We start from the raw sequence: 16,177 nt of genomic DNA, 5'->3' as shown, positions 1-16,177 counted from the left end.
TACATATTGTATTTAGGTTTAGGGTTTAAGTAAATATTAAGTTTACTTCAATTTGTTATTCAAATATAGATAATCAGCCGTTTGATACCATGCAATTGTTTCATAAAGTTTTGATTTTTTTTCAGGTAATAAAAGCAAATGATTTGAAACTGGATTCCACTTATAATTTGCATTCTTTTTTTGATTAGATAAAATTTCAACATTGTTATTTGTTTTACATGCTAATTTTAAGTATGTTCCTATTAAAGCACGCTCTTTATAAGTATTTGTTAAAATATTTGTTCCAAAAAAGTTTGATTTATAACTCCAATGCAATTGACCAAATAGTGTTGGAAAAACATCTATTTGACTGCATAATTTTGTTACTTTTTGGGGTTGAATTAAATTTTGCCCATAAATAATTGCTGGAATTTGATAATTTTTGACATCAATTTCGTCTTTTCCAGCGCTACTTGCACAATGATCTGCTACAAAAACAAAAATTGTATTTTTAAACCAAGGCTTGTTTTTTGCTTTGGCAAACATTTGTTGCAATGCATAATCGGAGTATTTTACAGCACCATTTCTACCTGTTCCTGAAGGAATATCAATTTTATTACTTGGATAGGTATAAGGTCTATGGTTTGATGTTGTCATGATAAAATTCAAAAAAGGTTTGTTTTTTTGATGATATTCATCTGCAACTTTAATCATTTTATTGTAAATATCTTCATCACAAATACCCCAAGCATTCTCAAATGTAACCTCATTATCTTCAATATTATGACGTGTAGTTTTAATTGCATCACTTAAAATGCTACCTCTGCCTCTATCATAAATATCAAAACCATTTCCGCCATAAAAGGCATTCATGTTGTCAAAATAACCATCACCACCATAAAAGAAATTACATTGATAATTTTTGCTTTTAAATACATTTGAAATAGTATATAAATTAGCATTATTTGGTCTTTTTACAATACTTTGACCTGGTGTTGGTGGAATTGATAAGGTTACCGCTTCCATACCTCTAACAGTTCTATTTCCCGTTGCATATAGATTTTTAAAGAATAAACTTTTGTTGGCAATACTATCTAAAAATGGTGTGATTTTTTCTTGGTTACCAAATTCACTCATAAAACTTCCGCTCATACTTTCAATCAAAATAAAAACTACGTTTGGTTTTTTATTCGTGTCCAAACTATCTGTTATTTTTCGTTTTATTGAAAAGTCATTTGCTATAAATCTTGCATTTTCTTCTTGTAAGTTTGTTCTAACAATTTTAAATGCTTCTTCGTCGGAAATTGAAGTATAAAATGTTTTAAAGTCTAATTTATTATTTCTTAATTCTGCAAAGAAAGAGTAAACTCCTGCTTTAGAAATTTCATTATTGTAACGATTTGTTGACCATTCTGCGCTTGAATTAGTAATGAATAATGTATAAAAAGACATCACAATTATAGATACCCCAAAAGGAATTATTCGTTTTTTGAAAGAAATTCTAGAGCTAAATGTTTCAATGAAAAACTGTTTTTTCCAGAAATAGAAAAAAATAACTCCAGTTATCAAAAGCATTGATGGAATTAATACATATAATGGATACGACTCGTGAATGTTTTGTACGACTTCAAATGTGTAAATTAAATAATCTACTGCAACAAAATTAAATCTGCATTTGAATTCTTCCCAAAATGTGATTTCGGCAAAAAAAGTAAAAACAAAAATGAATAATGTTAAAGAAAAACCTGAATAAATTAGGAGTTTATCTAGCCTACTACCTATCCATTTTTGAGGAATTAATAAAATATAAAAGGTGCTAATTACAAACAAAAACGACAGCACACCAATGTCAAAAAACAATCCAATTCCTAAAATTTTGATTAAACTAAATATAGAAAGCTCTAAATCATTTAATTGCCAAACCAAAAATACTATTCTAAGTAGCAATGAAAACAACAGAAACCAACCTGAAAAACCAAGTAAAAGAGCATATCTTTTAGATAAATATGAAGCAACTTGCATAAAAATTAATTTTATACAAAGTTGAATTTAAGCAAAGTAAATTGTCTTAAGTGTAACTTAATTACTTCTTAAATTTTGCTTAAGCTACAGCAAACCATTGTATTTACGAGTGAACCATTCGGTAGCCAAAGTTATTATTGCTAAAATTAACAACCAAATCCAATCGATAAGTGGCGATTTCTTGATGGTTGCCTTTTGAATAGGGATATAATTTTCATTTTCAAGCAACGATTTGATTAAATTATTTATTTGGTTGGGATAAAAAATGGTTCCGTTTGTGTTGGAAGCTAATTGTTCTAATCGCGATTTATCCGGATTTACGAATTGTTTTTCGATTTCAAAATCTAAAACTTCAAAACTTCCTGAAAAACTACTGTTTGATTGCTTTTCGGTTACTTTAAACGAATAATTTCCTGCTTCCAAACCATCTAAATTAACTTTAAAGTTATTTGAAGATTTAAGTAAATCGTATTTTTTAGACAATTTTGTTTTTGAATTCACAACCTGAATGGTTAGTTGAGCTTTGTCGTCAAATTCGTAGTTTTTATTAAAATATTCAGCTGTAATTTCAATGCTTTCGCCCGAATTATAGAAACTTTCATAAGTAACATTCAAATTCTTTTTTGAAGCATTTGTTACCAAAAACTGAATAATTTTATCGGTAAATAAATCAAAATCATCAAATGATTTTTTGTTTAAGTTGTTTTCCAATCGCCATCTCCAGATGTTTTCACCTAATAAATAAGCGTTTCTTTTACTACCATTTTCGGTAAAAGTTAACAATGGGTTTTGCAATTGTACATTTCTAATTCGTGCCGAAAGCATTGTGTTTATATTGCTTTTTGTAGCAATTGTTCCAAAATTATGTTCCAAAGGTGGAAAATTTTCAAAACCAATATTTGATTGCGAAAACAAATTAAAGTTCGACTCAAAAGTTGCTAAATAATCTTCTTTTTGTGCCGACATTTTAAACAACAAATCATTTTGAGCTTGATTTAAAAAATTAAAATCGGTTGCCGTTCCAGTAATGATAAATGTATTTAATTGAGCTGATTTGTTTTGTTCAAAAACAGCTTTAAATGTAGTATTTGGTTGATATAAAATCAAAACATTATAATTTTGTAATGATTTGATTTCGTTTGGTTTAAATATGCTTACTTTGCGTTGTTGATTAACTTCTATACTTCGCTTTAAAGCGCTTAAATCTGGGTGATTTATTGCTGAAATTAAAGCAATTTCACTACGCTGATCAATTACTTCAACTGCAAAATTTTTGTTATTATTAAATGTGTTTCTTTCTTTTATATTAGAAGAAATTACTGCTTTATATTTTGCAATCCCTACCTTATCCGCATTTAACAATACCGAAATAGATTGTGCTCTTTTATCTTTCGAAAAACTAACGGTTTGTTTATGAATAGTTTGATTACCATTCTGTATCGAAAAAATCGTTGAAATAGGCTGATTTCCATTGTATTGCAAGAATACTTCAACTGAAAATTTATTCTTTAAAAATGCGTATTTATTTACGTTTATTTGATTAATTTTCAAGTCAAAAACCGTAGCTGTATCGCCTAAAACAACTGGCAAAACACTTGTATTTTCCTGAAAACTAAACACATAATCATTTCCAATGGTTTGATTTCCATCGGTAAACAATACAACAGGATAATTGGTGTTTCTGTATAACTGTTTTAAATTTTTGGCAACACCATCAATATGCGATTGATTTCCTTTAAAATCTAATTGTTCAAGAGACTTAAATTCGTTATCAAATGAAAATAATTGCACGTCATATTTTTCTGCAATTTCTTTATTATCAGTTATTTCCTGATACAATTCGTTTGCTTCCTTAGTTGCTTTTAATTCAGAAATGGATTTGGAATTGTCAACAACTATCGGTAAAGGTGTCTTTTTTATTTCATTGATTTTTCGGCTAATAATCGGATTTATCAACAATAAAAAGATCGAAAACAAACTAATAAAACGCAAAAAAGCCAAAAACCAATACAATTTTGATTGATTTTTGACTTTGTATAAGTATTGATAAAACGACAATCCAGCAGCAATAATTACTGATAAGATGAGAAGTAAAATTGTGCTTGTTGTCATTTTTTTTAAGTGATTAGTGAATAGTAATTAGTGAATAGCCGTCTAATTACTATTCACTAATCACTTTTTAAGTTAGCATTCCACCATCAACATTAATAACTTGCCCAGTTACATAAGCACTCATTTCTGAGCCTAAGAAAACACAAACATTTGCAACATCTTCTGGCGAGCCACCTCTTTTTAAAGGAATAGCTTCTCTCCAACCTTTAACCACATCTTCATTTAATTTTGCTGTCATTTCAGTTTCAATAAAACCAGGCGCAATAGCATTACAACGAATATTTCTTGAACCTAATTCTAATGCAATAGATTTTGTAAAACCAATCATACCTGCTTTAGATGCCGCATAATTTGCTTGTCCTGCATTTCCTTTCACACCTACTACACTACTCATGTTAATGATTGAACCTTTGCGGTTTTTCAACATGATTTTTTGAACTGCTTTTGTCATATTGAAAACCGATTTCAAATTGATTTCAATTACTTTATCAAAATCTTCTTCCGACATGCGCATTAATAAATTGTCTTTTGTGATTCCGGCATTGTTGATTAAAATATCTATTGTTCCAAATTCTGCAATTACATCATCTACTAATTTATGCGCATCACTAAAATCTGCCGCATTTGATTGATATCCTTTTGCTTTTATACCTAAAGCGTTTAATTCATTTTCTAAAGCCATTGCAGATTCTGCAGACGAACTATATGTAAAAGCCACATTTGCACCTTGTTGTGCGAAAACTTTTGCTATTCCACTACCAATTCCACGGCTCGCACCAGTAATAATGGCAACTTTTCCTTCTAATAATTTCATTGTATATTATAGTTAGTTTGTTTATAAATAAAGTTCAAATATAGGAATATTTTAAAGTATAAAAAATAAGATGTTTTTAATTAAACCATTTTTAATAATTGATGTCTTACAAAAACTAACTTAAAAACAAATTTCATGAAAAATCAACTAGTAATGCTTTGCATGATTGCTTTAATGCTATCTTCATGTAGTAATAATTCAGATGAAAATTATGAAGAAATTGCAACATATCCTTTTGTGGAAGCTGAATTTGGCTCATCGATTGATTTAGAAAATTTAGCCAATTATGCCAATCAAACGATTCCTTCTTACATAATTAAAGACAATTCATTAGGAAATGCAATTACAGACAAAGGTGCCACTTTAGGAAGAGTCTTATTTTATGATAAAAATTTATCTTCAAACAATACAATTTCATGCGCAAGTTGTCATAAACAAGAATTTGCTTTTAGTGATACGAATGTAGCAAGCACAGGAGTAAATGGAACAACAGGAAGACATTCAATGCGTTTGATCAATTCGAGATTTGCATCAGAAACAAAATTCTTTTGGGATGAACGTGCTTTAAATTTAGAAACGCAAACAACAATGCCAATAAAAGATCATGGTGAAATGGGATTTAGCGGTGAAAATGGAGATGAAAATTTTGATGCATTACTTACAAAATTAAGTGCAATTGGCTATTATAAAGAACTTTTCAAATTCGTATATGGAACAGAAGAAATTACAGAAGCTAAAATTCAGAATGCATTAGCGCAATTTATAAGAAGTATTCAATCTTTTGATTCTAAATACGATGCTGGTAGAGCTTTGGCAGCAAATGATGGGCAACCTTTCTCTAATTTTACAGCACAAGAAAATCAAGGAAAAAATTTATTTTTGACACCACCTGTATTTAATGCTAGTGGAGTAAGAACTTCTGGCGGGTTAGGTTGTGCGGGTTGTCATAGAGCACCTGAGTTTGATATAGATCCAAATACTTTGAATAACGGAATTATTGGAACAATTGCAGGAACAGGAATTGATACTAAAAATACAAGAGCCCCTTCCCTACGCGATTTAATTAGAACTGATGGAACTCAAAACGGACCAATGATGCATACTGGTGTAATAACCACTTTACAGGCAGCAATCGGGCATTATGGAACTATAAATTTAGCACCCGGAAATAACAACCTAGACCCAAGATTGACTCCAAATGGTGTTGGACAGCAATTAAATTTAACAGCAACTGAAGTTAATGCAGTAATTGCATTTTTAAGAACACTTTCAGGAACGGATGTTTATACGAATACTAAATGGAGTAATCCTTTTAATTGAAAAAGATATTAAAACAAGAAATCCTGCAAATTGCAGGATTTCTTGTTTTAAATTTAATTTATTTCTGTTTATTGATAGCCTTTGCTAAATCTTTAAAATCACTCTCTTTTAGATTAGCTTTCATCATTCCATTTGGATAAACTTTATAAATTACTTCTCCAGTTTTACTGTTTACAATTTGAAAATAACGCAAGTAATAACCAAAATTCAAATAATAAAATTCTTCATTATTCAATATTTTTGTTTCCAATTCCTTTTCAGAGATAAATTCTATTTTATAAGGATATGGACTTAATATTTTATCTAATTTTTCTTTACTATATTCTTTATATTCAATTGGTTTTGTATGATATTCCTTTTTTAAATGTTCAGGTAAATACAATATTTGTTTCTTTAATTGTTTAACTTCTGAGGATACTTTTTCTTCGTAAAAACCACAAAAAGTTTTATTTGATAATAATTTTTGTACGTTTTGAAAATTGTTCTTCAACATTACTAAATTATAATTATGAAAAACATTTTCATTATGAATTTTGTCAGAAACCATTTGTTCATACTCACTTTTTTTAGACTTAAAATAGGAATAACTATGAAAATCTCTTCCAAAAGTATTTGCTGTACTACTATTTCTGTCAATCAAATTCCAAATTTTATCGTTTGGAATTAATTCTATGTAAGCTAAATTCTTTTTCTTATCATCAAGAAAAGTAAAATAATCATTATCCTTTAAATCTTTAATTTTTTTTGATACTTTCTCCATATCCAAAATAAATAAATTAATTGAGAATATTGTTCGAATACCTTCAGGTTGAATACTTGTAAAACCAGATATGACACAAAAAGAATATTTGTCGCTTATGTAATCTTGATATTTAAAATCTTTTAGACTTACAACTTCATATGGAGTAATTGTCCAAAAGGATTTGAGCATATCTTCATATTGTTTTTTATCATATAAATTATTTAAAACAAATATGGTTGTAGTGTTTTTAAAATCATCAAATCTCTCCATTTCAAATTTTGAAGGTTTTGCATAATATGGGTTTTTAGAAATAGCTACTTGAGCCTGCATTGCAAAACCGAAAAGTAATACTACAATAAGAGTCGTAATTTTTTTCATATTAAATAAATTAATTTATATATTAAAAAAGTCCTGAATTATCAGGACTTTATATTTTTAAGAAGTAAAGATTACCCTAAAACTTCTTTTACTTTTTTGCCAATTTCTGCTGGAGAATCTACCACATGAATTCCGTTTTCTCTCATGATACGTTTTTTAGCTTCTGCTGTATCATCAGCTCCACCAACGATTGCACCTGCGTGACCCATTGTTCTTCCTTTTGGAGCCGTTTCACCTGCGATGAATCCAACAACTGGTTTACGGTTTCCGTCAGCTTTAACCCATTTAGCAGCATCGGCTTCTAATTGACCTCCGATTTCACCAATCATGATGATGATTTCAGTTTCTGGATCGTTCATTAATAATTCTACTGCTTCTTTAGTCGTTGTTCCGATGATTGGGTCACCACCAATTCCAATAGCTGTTGTAATTCCTAAACCTTGTTTTACTACTTGGTCAGCAGCTTCATAAGTTAAAGTACCTGATTTAGATACGATACCAACTGTTCCCTTTTTGAAAACGAAACCTGGCATGATACCAACTTTAGCTTCTTCTGGAGTAATTACACCTGGACAGTTAGGACCAACTAAACGACAATCTTTTCCTTTAATATAATCATAAGCTTTAATCATATCTGCAACAGGAATACCTTCAGTAATACAAATGATTACTTTGATTCCAGCTTCAGCAGCTTCCATAATTGCATCAGCAGCAAATGCTGGCGGAACGAAAATAATTGAAGTATCAGCTCCTGCTTTTTCAACAGCATCTTTAACTGTATTAAAAACTGGTCTGTCTAAATGTGTTGAACCACCTTTTCCTGGAGTTACACCACCTACAACATTAGTTCCGTACTCAATCATTTGTGAAGCGTGAAAAGTTCCTTCGCTACCTGTAAATCCTTGTACAATTATTTTTGAATTTTTATTTACTAAAACGCTCATGATATATGAATTAAATTGTGTTTAAATTTGTGATGCAAAAGTAAGTTTTTTACCAAATAATCACATATTTTTTATTGTATTTTTTTAATTAGGTTTGCTAATTAGGTATCCATCCATGATTTTTCCTTCTTGAAAGGACCAAATCGCAACAACTTTAGCAATTAGCATTATTTCTTTTGGGTTTTCTATTGTTGCAACTTTATGGTTGTACTTGACAACTATTTGATTGTTCTCTTCGATTAAATGAGAAATTTCGAAATAAGAGATTTCATAATTGGTATTTATAACCTCGCTAAGATTTAAAATAAAATTTTTATCTAAAATAGAATTTCCTGAAGAACTATCCCATTCTAATCTAAAATCATCATGAATTAGAGTATTCAAAAATTGTTTATCTCTGATTCCATCTTCTTTATATAAAAATTCGATTTTTTCTCTATTTGTCATTTTGCTTTAATTTTTCAATAATTTCTGGAATACGTTTTACATTCGCTAATTGTTTCAATTTTTCACGCGATTCTTCAATTGGTGTTCCAAAATAGGTTTTTCCACCATCAACTGATTTAGTTACACCTGTCTGTCCCATTATTACAGCTTTTGTTCCTATAGTAATACCACTTGTTGTACCAACTTGTCCCCAAAGTGTTACTTCATCTTCAATAACTACACAGCCTGCAATTCCAGTTTGTGAAGCAATTAAACATTTTTTTCCAATAACAGTATCGTGCCCCACATGCACTTGATTGTCAATTTTTGTTCCTGCGCCGATTGTAGTATCACCTGTAACTCCTTTGTCAATCGTACATAAAGCACCGATTCCTACATTATCTTCAATCACTACTCGCCCACCTGATAATAATTGGTCAAAACCTTCTGGACGTTTTTTATAATAAAAAGCATCAGCTCCTAAAATAGTTCCAGCATGAATCATTACGTTATCACCAATTACAGTGTTATCGTAAATTGTAACATTGGCATGAATCAAACAATTTTTACCAATTTGAACATTATGTCCAATGAAACAATTCGGTTGAATTACCGTTCCTTCTCCGATTTTAGCTGAATCTGAAATCGCTGCATTAGAAGCTTGAAAAGGTCTGAAATGCTTCGTAAGTTTATTAAAATCTCTAAAAGGATCATCTGAAATCAACAATGCTTTTCCTTCTGGACATTCTACTTCTTTGTTAATTAAAACAATAGTAGCTGCCGATTGAAGTGCTTTGTCATAATATTTAGGATGATCTACAAATACGATATCTCCGGGTTCTACCACATGAATTTCATTCATACCGTGAACTGGAAAATCGGCATCACCCACAAAATTACAATTGATAATTTTGGCGATTTCTTTTAGAGGATAAACTTTTGGAAATTTCATGTATAAGTGATTAATGAATAGTAAATAGTGATTAGTAAAATATAAAAGAGTAATTAGTTACTTGGCTATTTACTAATTACTCTTCAATTTTTACTTTCAATTATTCTTTTACTCTTTCCATGTAGTTTCCAGTTGCTGTATCAATTTTGATTTTATCTCCTTCATTGATAAACAACGGAACGTTTACAGTAGCTCCTGTTTCAACAGTTGCTGGTTTTGTAGCATTTGTAGCTGTATTTCCTTTAACTCCTGGCTCAGCATAAGTTACTTCTAAAACGATAGAAGCTGGCATATCTACTGATAAAGGCGCTTCAGTTTCAGCGTTAATTTGAATCATTACGTTTGTTCCTTCTTTTAATAAATCTGGAGAATCTAATACTTTTTTATCTAACGTAATTTGCTCAAATGATTCGTTGTTCATGAAGTGAAATTGATCACCTTCAGCATATAAATATTGAAATGTATGTGTTTCAACACGTACTTCATCAATCTTGTGTCCAGCAGAAAATGTATTATCTAATACTTTTCCGTTAGTTAACGATTTTAATTTTGTTCTTACGAAAGCTGGTCCTTTACCTGGTTTTACGTGAAGAAATTCAATAATTTTATAAATATCGTTATTGTATTTGATACATAATCCGTTTCTAATATCTGATGTACTTGCCATTTTTATTTTAATTTGATGTTTGTTTTATTATTATTTGAAAATTACATTGAACTCGTATAACCTTTCATAATTCCACGAGAAGAATTTCTGATGAATTGAATAATATCATCGCGTTCTGGTGTTGCTTCCATTTCTGCTTCAATAATGCTCAATGCTTGAGTTGTGTTGTAATTTTTTTGGTATAGAATTCTGTAAATATCTTGAATTTCTCTAATTTTTTCAGTTGAAAAACCTCTTCTTCTCAATCCTACAGAGTTAATTCCTACATAAGATAAAGGTTCTTTTGCTGCTTTTGAAAATGGTGGAACATCTTTACGAACTAAACTTCCTCCAGAAATCATAGCGTGTTCACCAATTGAAATAAATTGATGTACAGCAGCTAAACCTCCAATAATAGCATAATCACCAACTGTAACGTGACCTGCCAAAGCAACGCCATTTACGATAATAGCATTGTCTCCAATATGGCAATCGTGTGCAATATGTGCCGTAGCCATAATTAGGCAATTTTTTCCAATTTTTGTTTGTCCAGAAGCCACTGTTCCTCTGTTAATAGTAACACATTCTCTAATTGTTGTGTTATCACCAATAACAGCTAATGATTCTTCTCCACCAAATTTTAAATCTTGTGGAACTGCTGAAATTACAGCACCTGGAAAAATGTTACAATTTTTCCCAATTCGTGCGCCTTCCATAATGGTAACATTAGAACCAATCCAAGTTCCTTCACCGATTTCAACATTATTATGTATAGTTGTAAACGGATCAATTACAACATTTCTTGCTATTTTGGCACCTGGATGCACATATGCTAACGGTTGATTCATACTATTTAACTTTAACAATTTGTGCCATTAATTCGGCTTCTGAAACTAATTTACCATTTGCATACGCATAAGCTTGCATGTGACAGATCCCTCTTCTAATTGGAGAAATTAAATCACACTTAAAGAATAAGGTATCACCTGGTAGGACTTTATTTTTAAATTTAACGTTGTCAATTTTCATGAAATATGTTAAATAATTTTCTGGATCTGGAACTGTACTTAAAATTAAGATTCCACCTGTTTGTGCCATTGCTTCAACTTGTAAAACTCCCGGCATTACTGGTGCTCCTGGAAAATGTCCGACAAAAAAATCTTCGTTCATTGTAACATTTTTCAACCCCACAACATGTGAATCAGAAAGTTCAAGAATTTTATCAACTAATAAAAATGGAGGTCTGTGTGGTAATAAATCCATGATTCCATGAATATCCATTACAGGTTCCTTATTTATATCGTATGACGGAACATTATTTCTTTCTTCTAACTTGATAAGTTTTGAGAGTTTTTTTGCAAACTGAGTATTTACAAAATGTCCTGGCTTGTTAGCGATGATTTTTCCTTGAATTTTGGTTCCAATCAATGATAAGTCACCAACAATATCTAACAATTTATGACGAGCTGCTTCGTTTGGATAATGTAAAGTTAGATTATCTAAAATTCCATTTTCTTTTACAGAAATGGTTTCTTTATTGAATGCTTTCTTTAAATTTTCCATTGTTTCTGCAGAAATTTCTTTATCTACATAAACAATTGCATTATTTAAGTCACCGCCTTTGATTAAACCATTGTTCAATAAACTTTCTAATTCATGTAAAAAACTAAAAGTTCTACAATCAGCTATTTCAGTTTTAAATTCGGCAATGTTTTTCATTGTTGCATTTTGTGTGCCTAAAACTTTAGTACCAAAATCAACCATAGCGGTTACGCAATAATTATCACTTGGAATTACTGTGATTTCACTTCCTGTAGCTTCATCTAAATAAGAAATAACCTCTTTAACTACATATACTTTTCGTTCTGCATCTTGCTCAACAATTCCGGCTTTTTCAATAGCTTCAACAAAATATTTAGACGAACCATCCATAATAGGCAATTCTGATGCATTCAATTCGATAATAAGATTATCCAAATCGCAACCAACTACTGCTGCCAAAACGTGTTCAGGTGTTTGAATCATAACACCTCTTTTTTCTAAATTGGTACCTCTTTGTGTATTAACTACATAATTTGCATCGGCTTCAATAATAGGTTGCCCTTCTAAATCAACACGAACAAATGTAAATCCGTTGTTAATTGGTGCGGGTTTGAAAGTCATTGTAACTTCTTGTCCTGTATGTAATCCAACTCCAGTTAATGAAATTTCACTGGCAATGGTCGTTTGTTTAACCATAATTTAACTCTATTTATTGTTGTTGTTTTTTAATTCTTCTAAATCGGCTACAATTTTTGGTAAGTTTCTAAAATGCACGAATGATTTTGCAAAATCGCCATAATTGAAAGCTGGGCTTCCTTGGACAACTTCTCCGTCTGCTAAATTTTTTCCAATTCCTGATTGTGCTTGAATTTTTACATTATCACCTATTAATAAGTGTCCTGCAAATCCTACTTGACCACCAATCAAGCCATTTTTACCAATTTTAGTAGTTCCTGCAATACCAGTTTGTGCTGCAATAACAGTGTTTTCGCCAATTTCTACATTATGGGCTACTTGAATATGATTGTCTAGTTTTACACCTTTTCTAATAATGGTTGAACCCAATGTTGCTCTATCAACAGTTGTACATGCACCTATTTCTACATTATCTTCTATAATTACATTACCAATTTGAGGTACTTTTGAATACGTTCCATCTTCTTGAGGAGCAAATCCAAAACCATCAGAACCAATAATTGTTCCTGAATGAATGATACAATTATTTCCAATTTCTGTTTCAGAATATATTCTAACGCCAGCAAAGAAAACACAATTATCACCTATAATTACATTATCACCAATAAAGCTATTTGGATATATCTTGACATTGTTTCCAATGATAACATTTTTTCCAACGTAGCAAAAACTACCTAAATATAAATCGTTTCCATAAGTAACACCATCTGAAATTACAGAAGGTTGCTCAATGCCCGATTTCATTAATTTTACTTGATTGTAATATTCTAATAATTTTGAAAATGATTTGTAAGCATCTTCAACTTTTATTAAAGTGGTTGTAATTTCCTGTTCTGGCTCAAAAGTATTATTTACAATAGTTACTGTTGCTTTTGTAGAATAAATGAAATTAATATATTTTGGATTGGCTAAAAAAGTTAGAGAACCTTCGGTGCCTTCTTCAATCTTAGATAATTTATATACTTCTGCATTAGGATTACCTACTACTTCACCTTCTAAAATACCTGCTATTTGCGCTGCTGTAAACTTCATTTAAATGATACTATTTATTTCGTTAAACGAACGAAATTATAATTATAAAATTACTCAAACTATCAAATATACAAATTTGAGTGTTTTATATTGGCAAAAATATAAAATTAAATTAAAATGTTAAGATTCTAACACTACTTTTGGAAAACAAATGTAATATTTAGTTACTTCTTTAGATAATGCTTTTAAATACATTTGGTCTGAAACTTCTACAACATCTTCAACACTTTTATCTTTTTTAAGTATGTAAATAGGTTCACTTGATTTACTATATGCCTGATTTTTCAGTTTGCCTTTAAACACAAAATAATCTGCTTCTTTTTCTGAAATGTTTACCTTTTTAATGAATTTATTTTTTAAATCTAATAATCTCTCTTTGTTAGGTTTATCTTCAGTTATTTGAATCTTTAGTAAATCACGATTTAATATCATTCGGCATAAATTTTGCAACACGTAATCGTCATTAAATTGCCACGATTTAATTGCTCCCATAACATCGTAATCGTCTAAAAAAGAAAATTTATCTAATGTGTTTTTATCAAAATTAATCAATAAAATTTTATTTTGCATGAAAAATTGAAGCGATTCACTGCAAGGCAAAACCACTCCTTTTTGTGTTAGTTCTTTAGCTCTTTTTAGAATTTTTGTCAGAATTAATTCGGCCACAACACTTGTTTTGTGTAAATAAGCTTGCCAATACATTAATCGTCGTGCAACCAAGAATTTTTCAACAGAATAAATTCCTTTCTCTTCAATTACCAAAACATCATTTTCTACATTCATCATCTGAATCAAACGGTCACTATTTATGTTTCCTTCAGCTACACCACTATAAAAGCTATCGCGTTTTAGATAATCCATTCGATCCATATCTAATTGACTTGAAATCAATTGCAACATGAATTTGCGATGATATTCTCCCTTAAAAACTTGAATTGCTAAACTTAATTTTCCATCAAATTCTTTATTCAATTGTTCCATAAAAAGTAAAGACAATTCTTCATGATGCACTTCTTCAACAATGCTATGTTCCATTGCGTGACTATATGGACCATGACCTATATCATGTAAAAGAATAGCAATATATAAAGCGTTTTCTTCTACTTCAGAAATTGAAACTCCTTTAAATTTTAAGGTTTGAACAGCTTTTTGCATAATATGCATGCAACCCAAAGCGTGATGAAAGCGCGTGTGATGAGCTCCTGGATAAACTAAATACGACATTCCCATTTGTGAAATACGACGTAAACGCTGAAAATATGGATGTTGAATTAAATCGTAAATTAAAGAATTAGGAATGGTAATAAAACCATAAATAGGATCGTTAAATATTTTGAGTTTATTAGTTTGTCTCACAAGGTTAAATTTTGAATAACAAATGTAGGAATTTTAAAATAGGACTAAATAAAAAAGGTGTTAGAATTTATCCAACACCTTAAATATAATAGAAAACTTATTAGTTTATTGTTTTAGCTTTTTCAACTTGACCTGTGATTTCATATGCCATTTTTAAGATACTTTTGGTATTGGCATCAGTTGGGTTAATTGAATACGCTTTTTCAAAAGAAGGAATTGTTTTTTGAAACATTGCTTTACGCTCATCCATCAATTTGTTGTATTTTTTTATATCACTTGTTGAAGCATTAATTTCCGCAACTAGTCTATCTTCTTCTTTTAATCCAGCATATCCTTCATTAAAATATAAATTGAATTCACCAGTTTTTAATTCTTCATCATTAGGCAATAATTTTCTCGCTTCTGCGTATGTTTCTTTTGCTTTTGCTAACTCTCCGTTTTGAGTGTAAAGAATTGATAATATTCTTAAAACTTCTGATTTGTTAGCGCTTACTTTTGAATCTTTAGGTTTTTCATGAGTTCCTAAAGAGATATATTTTGATCTTTCTTCCTTTGAATTAAACTCTTCTTCTGAACCAGAAGCTTTGTTAATAGCTGTATAAATTACACCATTTTTTAGATAGTCAGAATTATTAAGTTCTTCATAAAGCTTTTGTCCTAATTTATAGTCATTTGCTTGTACTGCTAAGATTGCAGCATTTTGAAGTGATTTGCCTTCGTTTTTGGGATCAAAAGTATACAAACTGTAAAAAGCAGCCGAAGCTTCTTTAAATTTTGATGCACTATTTAATGACAAAGCAAGTGTGTTGATACCTTGTTTAAAATCAGCTTTTTCTAAAATTAATTCATCAGTGTAAACTTTTTTACCTGATTTTTTTTCAAACTCAATTGTTTCATCTATAACAGTTCCATACTCTTTAATGAATTCTGGATTGTATAATTTCATTTGATCTTGAATAGTTGCTTTGTCTCCTTTGGATGCTAAAACAACTGTTGGATACATTACTTTATAAAATTTTGCATAAACTTTGTCAGCTTCTTCAGTTGCTAAAGTTTGTAAAGCATCACTTGTAGATTTATAAGTTTCTAAATCTTTTTCAGAAATAGTTTCTTTAGCATAAATCTTTTTTAATGTTTTTAGCTCATCTTTTTGAGCAAATGTGGCAACAGACAATAAAAGAGTTGCACTTAATACTAATTTTTTCATTGTTTTAAA

The 16,177-nt window shown here is 30.1% G+C and carries 14 protein-coding genes; 1 reads left to right on the top strand and 13 read right to left on the bottom strand.

Annotated features, from left to right (window positions below; all coding sequences use genetic code 11):
* Nucleotides 1–42: 42 nt before the first annotated feature.
* The 3 genes from M9Q43_RS08845 to fabG all read right to left on the bottom strand — a co-directional run bounded on the left by M9Q43_RS08845 (nt 43) and on the right by fabG (nt 4,927).
* The gene (locus M9Q43_RS08845) at nt 43–2,001 is read right to left on the bottom strand and encodes an LTA synthase family protein (RefSeq protein WP_262318570.1); all 1,959 of its coding nucleotides are present in this window, start codon (nt 1,999–2,001) and stop codon (nt 43–45) included.
* 84 nt (nt 2,002–2,085) lie between these two features.
* On the bottom strand, nt 2,086–4,113 hold the full coding sequence (locus tag M9Q43_RS08840) for a hypothetical protein (RefSeq protein WP_262318569.1): 2,028 nt from the start codon (nt 4,111–4,113) through the stop codon (nt 2,086–2,088).
* A 67-nt stretch (nt 4,114–4,180) separates the two neighbouring features.
* Nucleotides 4,181–4,927, bottom strand: coding sequence for a 3-oxoacyl-[acyl-carrier-protein] reductase (gene fabG, locus M9Q43_RS08835; RefSeq protein WP_262318568.1), 747 nt, complete (start codon nt 4,925–4,927; stop codon nt 4,181–4,183).
* A gap of 135 nt (nt 4,928–5,062) precedes the next feature.
* On the opposite strand from fabG, the gene M9Q43_RS08830 reads away from it, so the two are divergent.
* On the top strand, nt 5,063–6,247 hold the full coding sequence (locus M9Q43_RS08830; RefSeq protein WP_262318567.1) for a cytochrome-c peroxidase: 1,185 nt from the start codon (nt 5,063–5,065) through the stop codon (nt 6,245–6,247).
* A gap of 58 nt (nt 6,248–6,305) precedes the next feature.
* On the opposite strand, the gene M9Q43_RS08825 is transcribed toward M9Q43_RS08830, so the two are convergent.
* From M9Q43_RS08825 to M9Q43_RS08780, 10 genes are all read right to left on the bottom strand, one after another.
* Nucleotides 6,306–7,367, bottom strand: coding sequence for a hypothetical protein (locus tag M9Q43_RS08825; RefSeq protein WP_262318566.1), 1,062 nt, complete (start codon nt 7,365–7,367; stop codon nt 6,306–6,308).
* Nucleotides 7,368–7,438: 71 nt separating this feature from the next.
* The gene (sucD, locus tag M9Q43_RS08820) at nt 7,439–8,311 is read right to left on the bottom strand and encodes a succinate--CoA ligase subunit alpha (RefSeq protein ID WP_111565769.1); all 873 of its coding nucleotides are present in this window, start codon (nt 8,309–8,311) and stop codon (nt 7,439–7,441) included.
* 84 nt (nt 8,312–8,395) lie between these two features.
* The gene (locus M9Q43_RS08815; RefSeq protein WP_262318565.1) at nt 8,396–8,758 is read right to left on the bottom strand and encodes a hypothetical protein; all 363 of its coding nucleotides are present in this window, start codon (nt 8,756–8,758) and stop codon (nt 8,396–8,398) included.
* The gene (locus tag M9Q43_RS08810; protein ID WP_262318564.1) at nt 8,748–9,689 is read right to left on the bottom strand and encodes a UDP-3-O-(3-hydroxymyristoyl)glucosamine N-acyltransferase; all 942 of its coding nucleotides are present in this window, start codon (nt 9,687–9,689) and stop codon (nt 8,748–8,750) included. The genes M9Q43_RS08815 and M9Q43_RS08810 overlap by 11 nt, the downstream gene beginning before the upstream one ends.
* 100 nt (nt 9,690–9,789) lie before the next feature.
* A complete protein-coding gene (gene efp / locus M9Q43_RS08805) occupies nt 9,790–10,356 on the bottom strand; it encodes an elongation factor P (protein WP_262318563.1) in 567 nt (188 codons plus the stop codon).
* Between the two features lie 41 nt (nt 10,357–10,397).
* Nucleotides 10,398–11,183: an acyl-ACP--UDP-N-acetylglucosamine O-acyltransferase gene (lpxA, locus tag M9Q43_RS08800; protein WP_262318562.1), complete on the bottom strand. Its 786-nt coding sequence runs from the start codon at nt 11,181–11,183 to the stop codon at nt 10,398–10,400.
* A 1-nt stretch (nt 11,184) separates the two neighbouring features.
* Nucleotides 11,185–12,573 (bottom strand): bifunctional UDP-3-O-[3-hydroxymyristoyl] N-acetylglucosamine deacetylase/3-hydroxyacyl-ACP dehydratase, encoded by a 1,389-nt coding sequence (locus M9Q43_RS08795; RefSeq protein ID WP_262318561.1) that lies wholly within the window; start codon nt 12,571–12,573, stop codon nt 11,185–11,187.
* A 9-nt stretch (nt 12,574–12,582) separates the two neighbouring features.
* Complete coding sequence (lpxD, locus tag M9Q43_RS08790; RefSeq protein WP_262318560.1) at nt 12,583–13,605, bottom strand: UDP-3-O-(3-hydroxymyristoyl)glucosamine N-acyltransferase; 1,023 nt, start codon at nt 13,603–13,605, stop codon at nt 12,583–12,585.
* 120 nt (nt 13,606–13,725) lie between these two features.
* Nucleotides 13,726–14,961, bottom strand: a complete 1,236-nt coding sequence (locus tag M9Q43_RS08785) for an HD domain-containing protein (RefSeq protein ID WP_262318559.1) — start codon at nt 14,959–14,961, stop codon at nt 13,726–13,728.
* A gap of 100 nt (nt 14,962–15,061) precedes the next feature.
* A complete protein-coding gene (locus M9Q43_RS08780) occupies nt 15,062–16,168 on the bottom strand; it encodes a tetratricopeptide repeat protein (protein WP_262318558.1) in 1,107 nt (368 codons plus the stop codon).
* Nucleotides 16,169–16,177: the final 9 nt, after the last annotated feature.

The sequence above is a fragment of the Flavobacterium odoriferum genome (genome assembly GCF_025499515.1).
Lineage (GTDB): Bacteria > Bacteroidota > Bacteroidia > Flavobacteriales > Flavobacteriaceae > Flavobacterium > Flavobacterium odoriferum.
The sequence above is the reverse complement of the archived record's forward strand: the minus strand, read 5'-3'. Positions and strand labels throughout refer to the sequence as shown.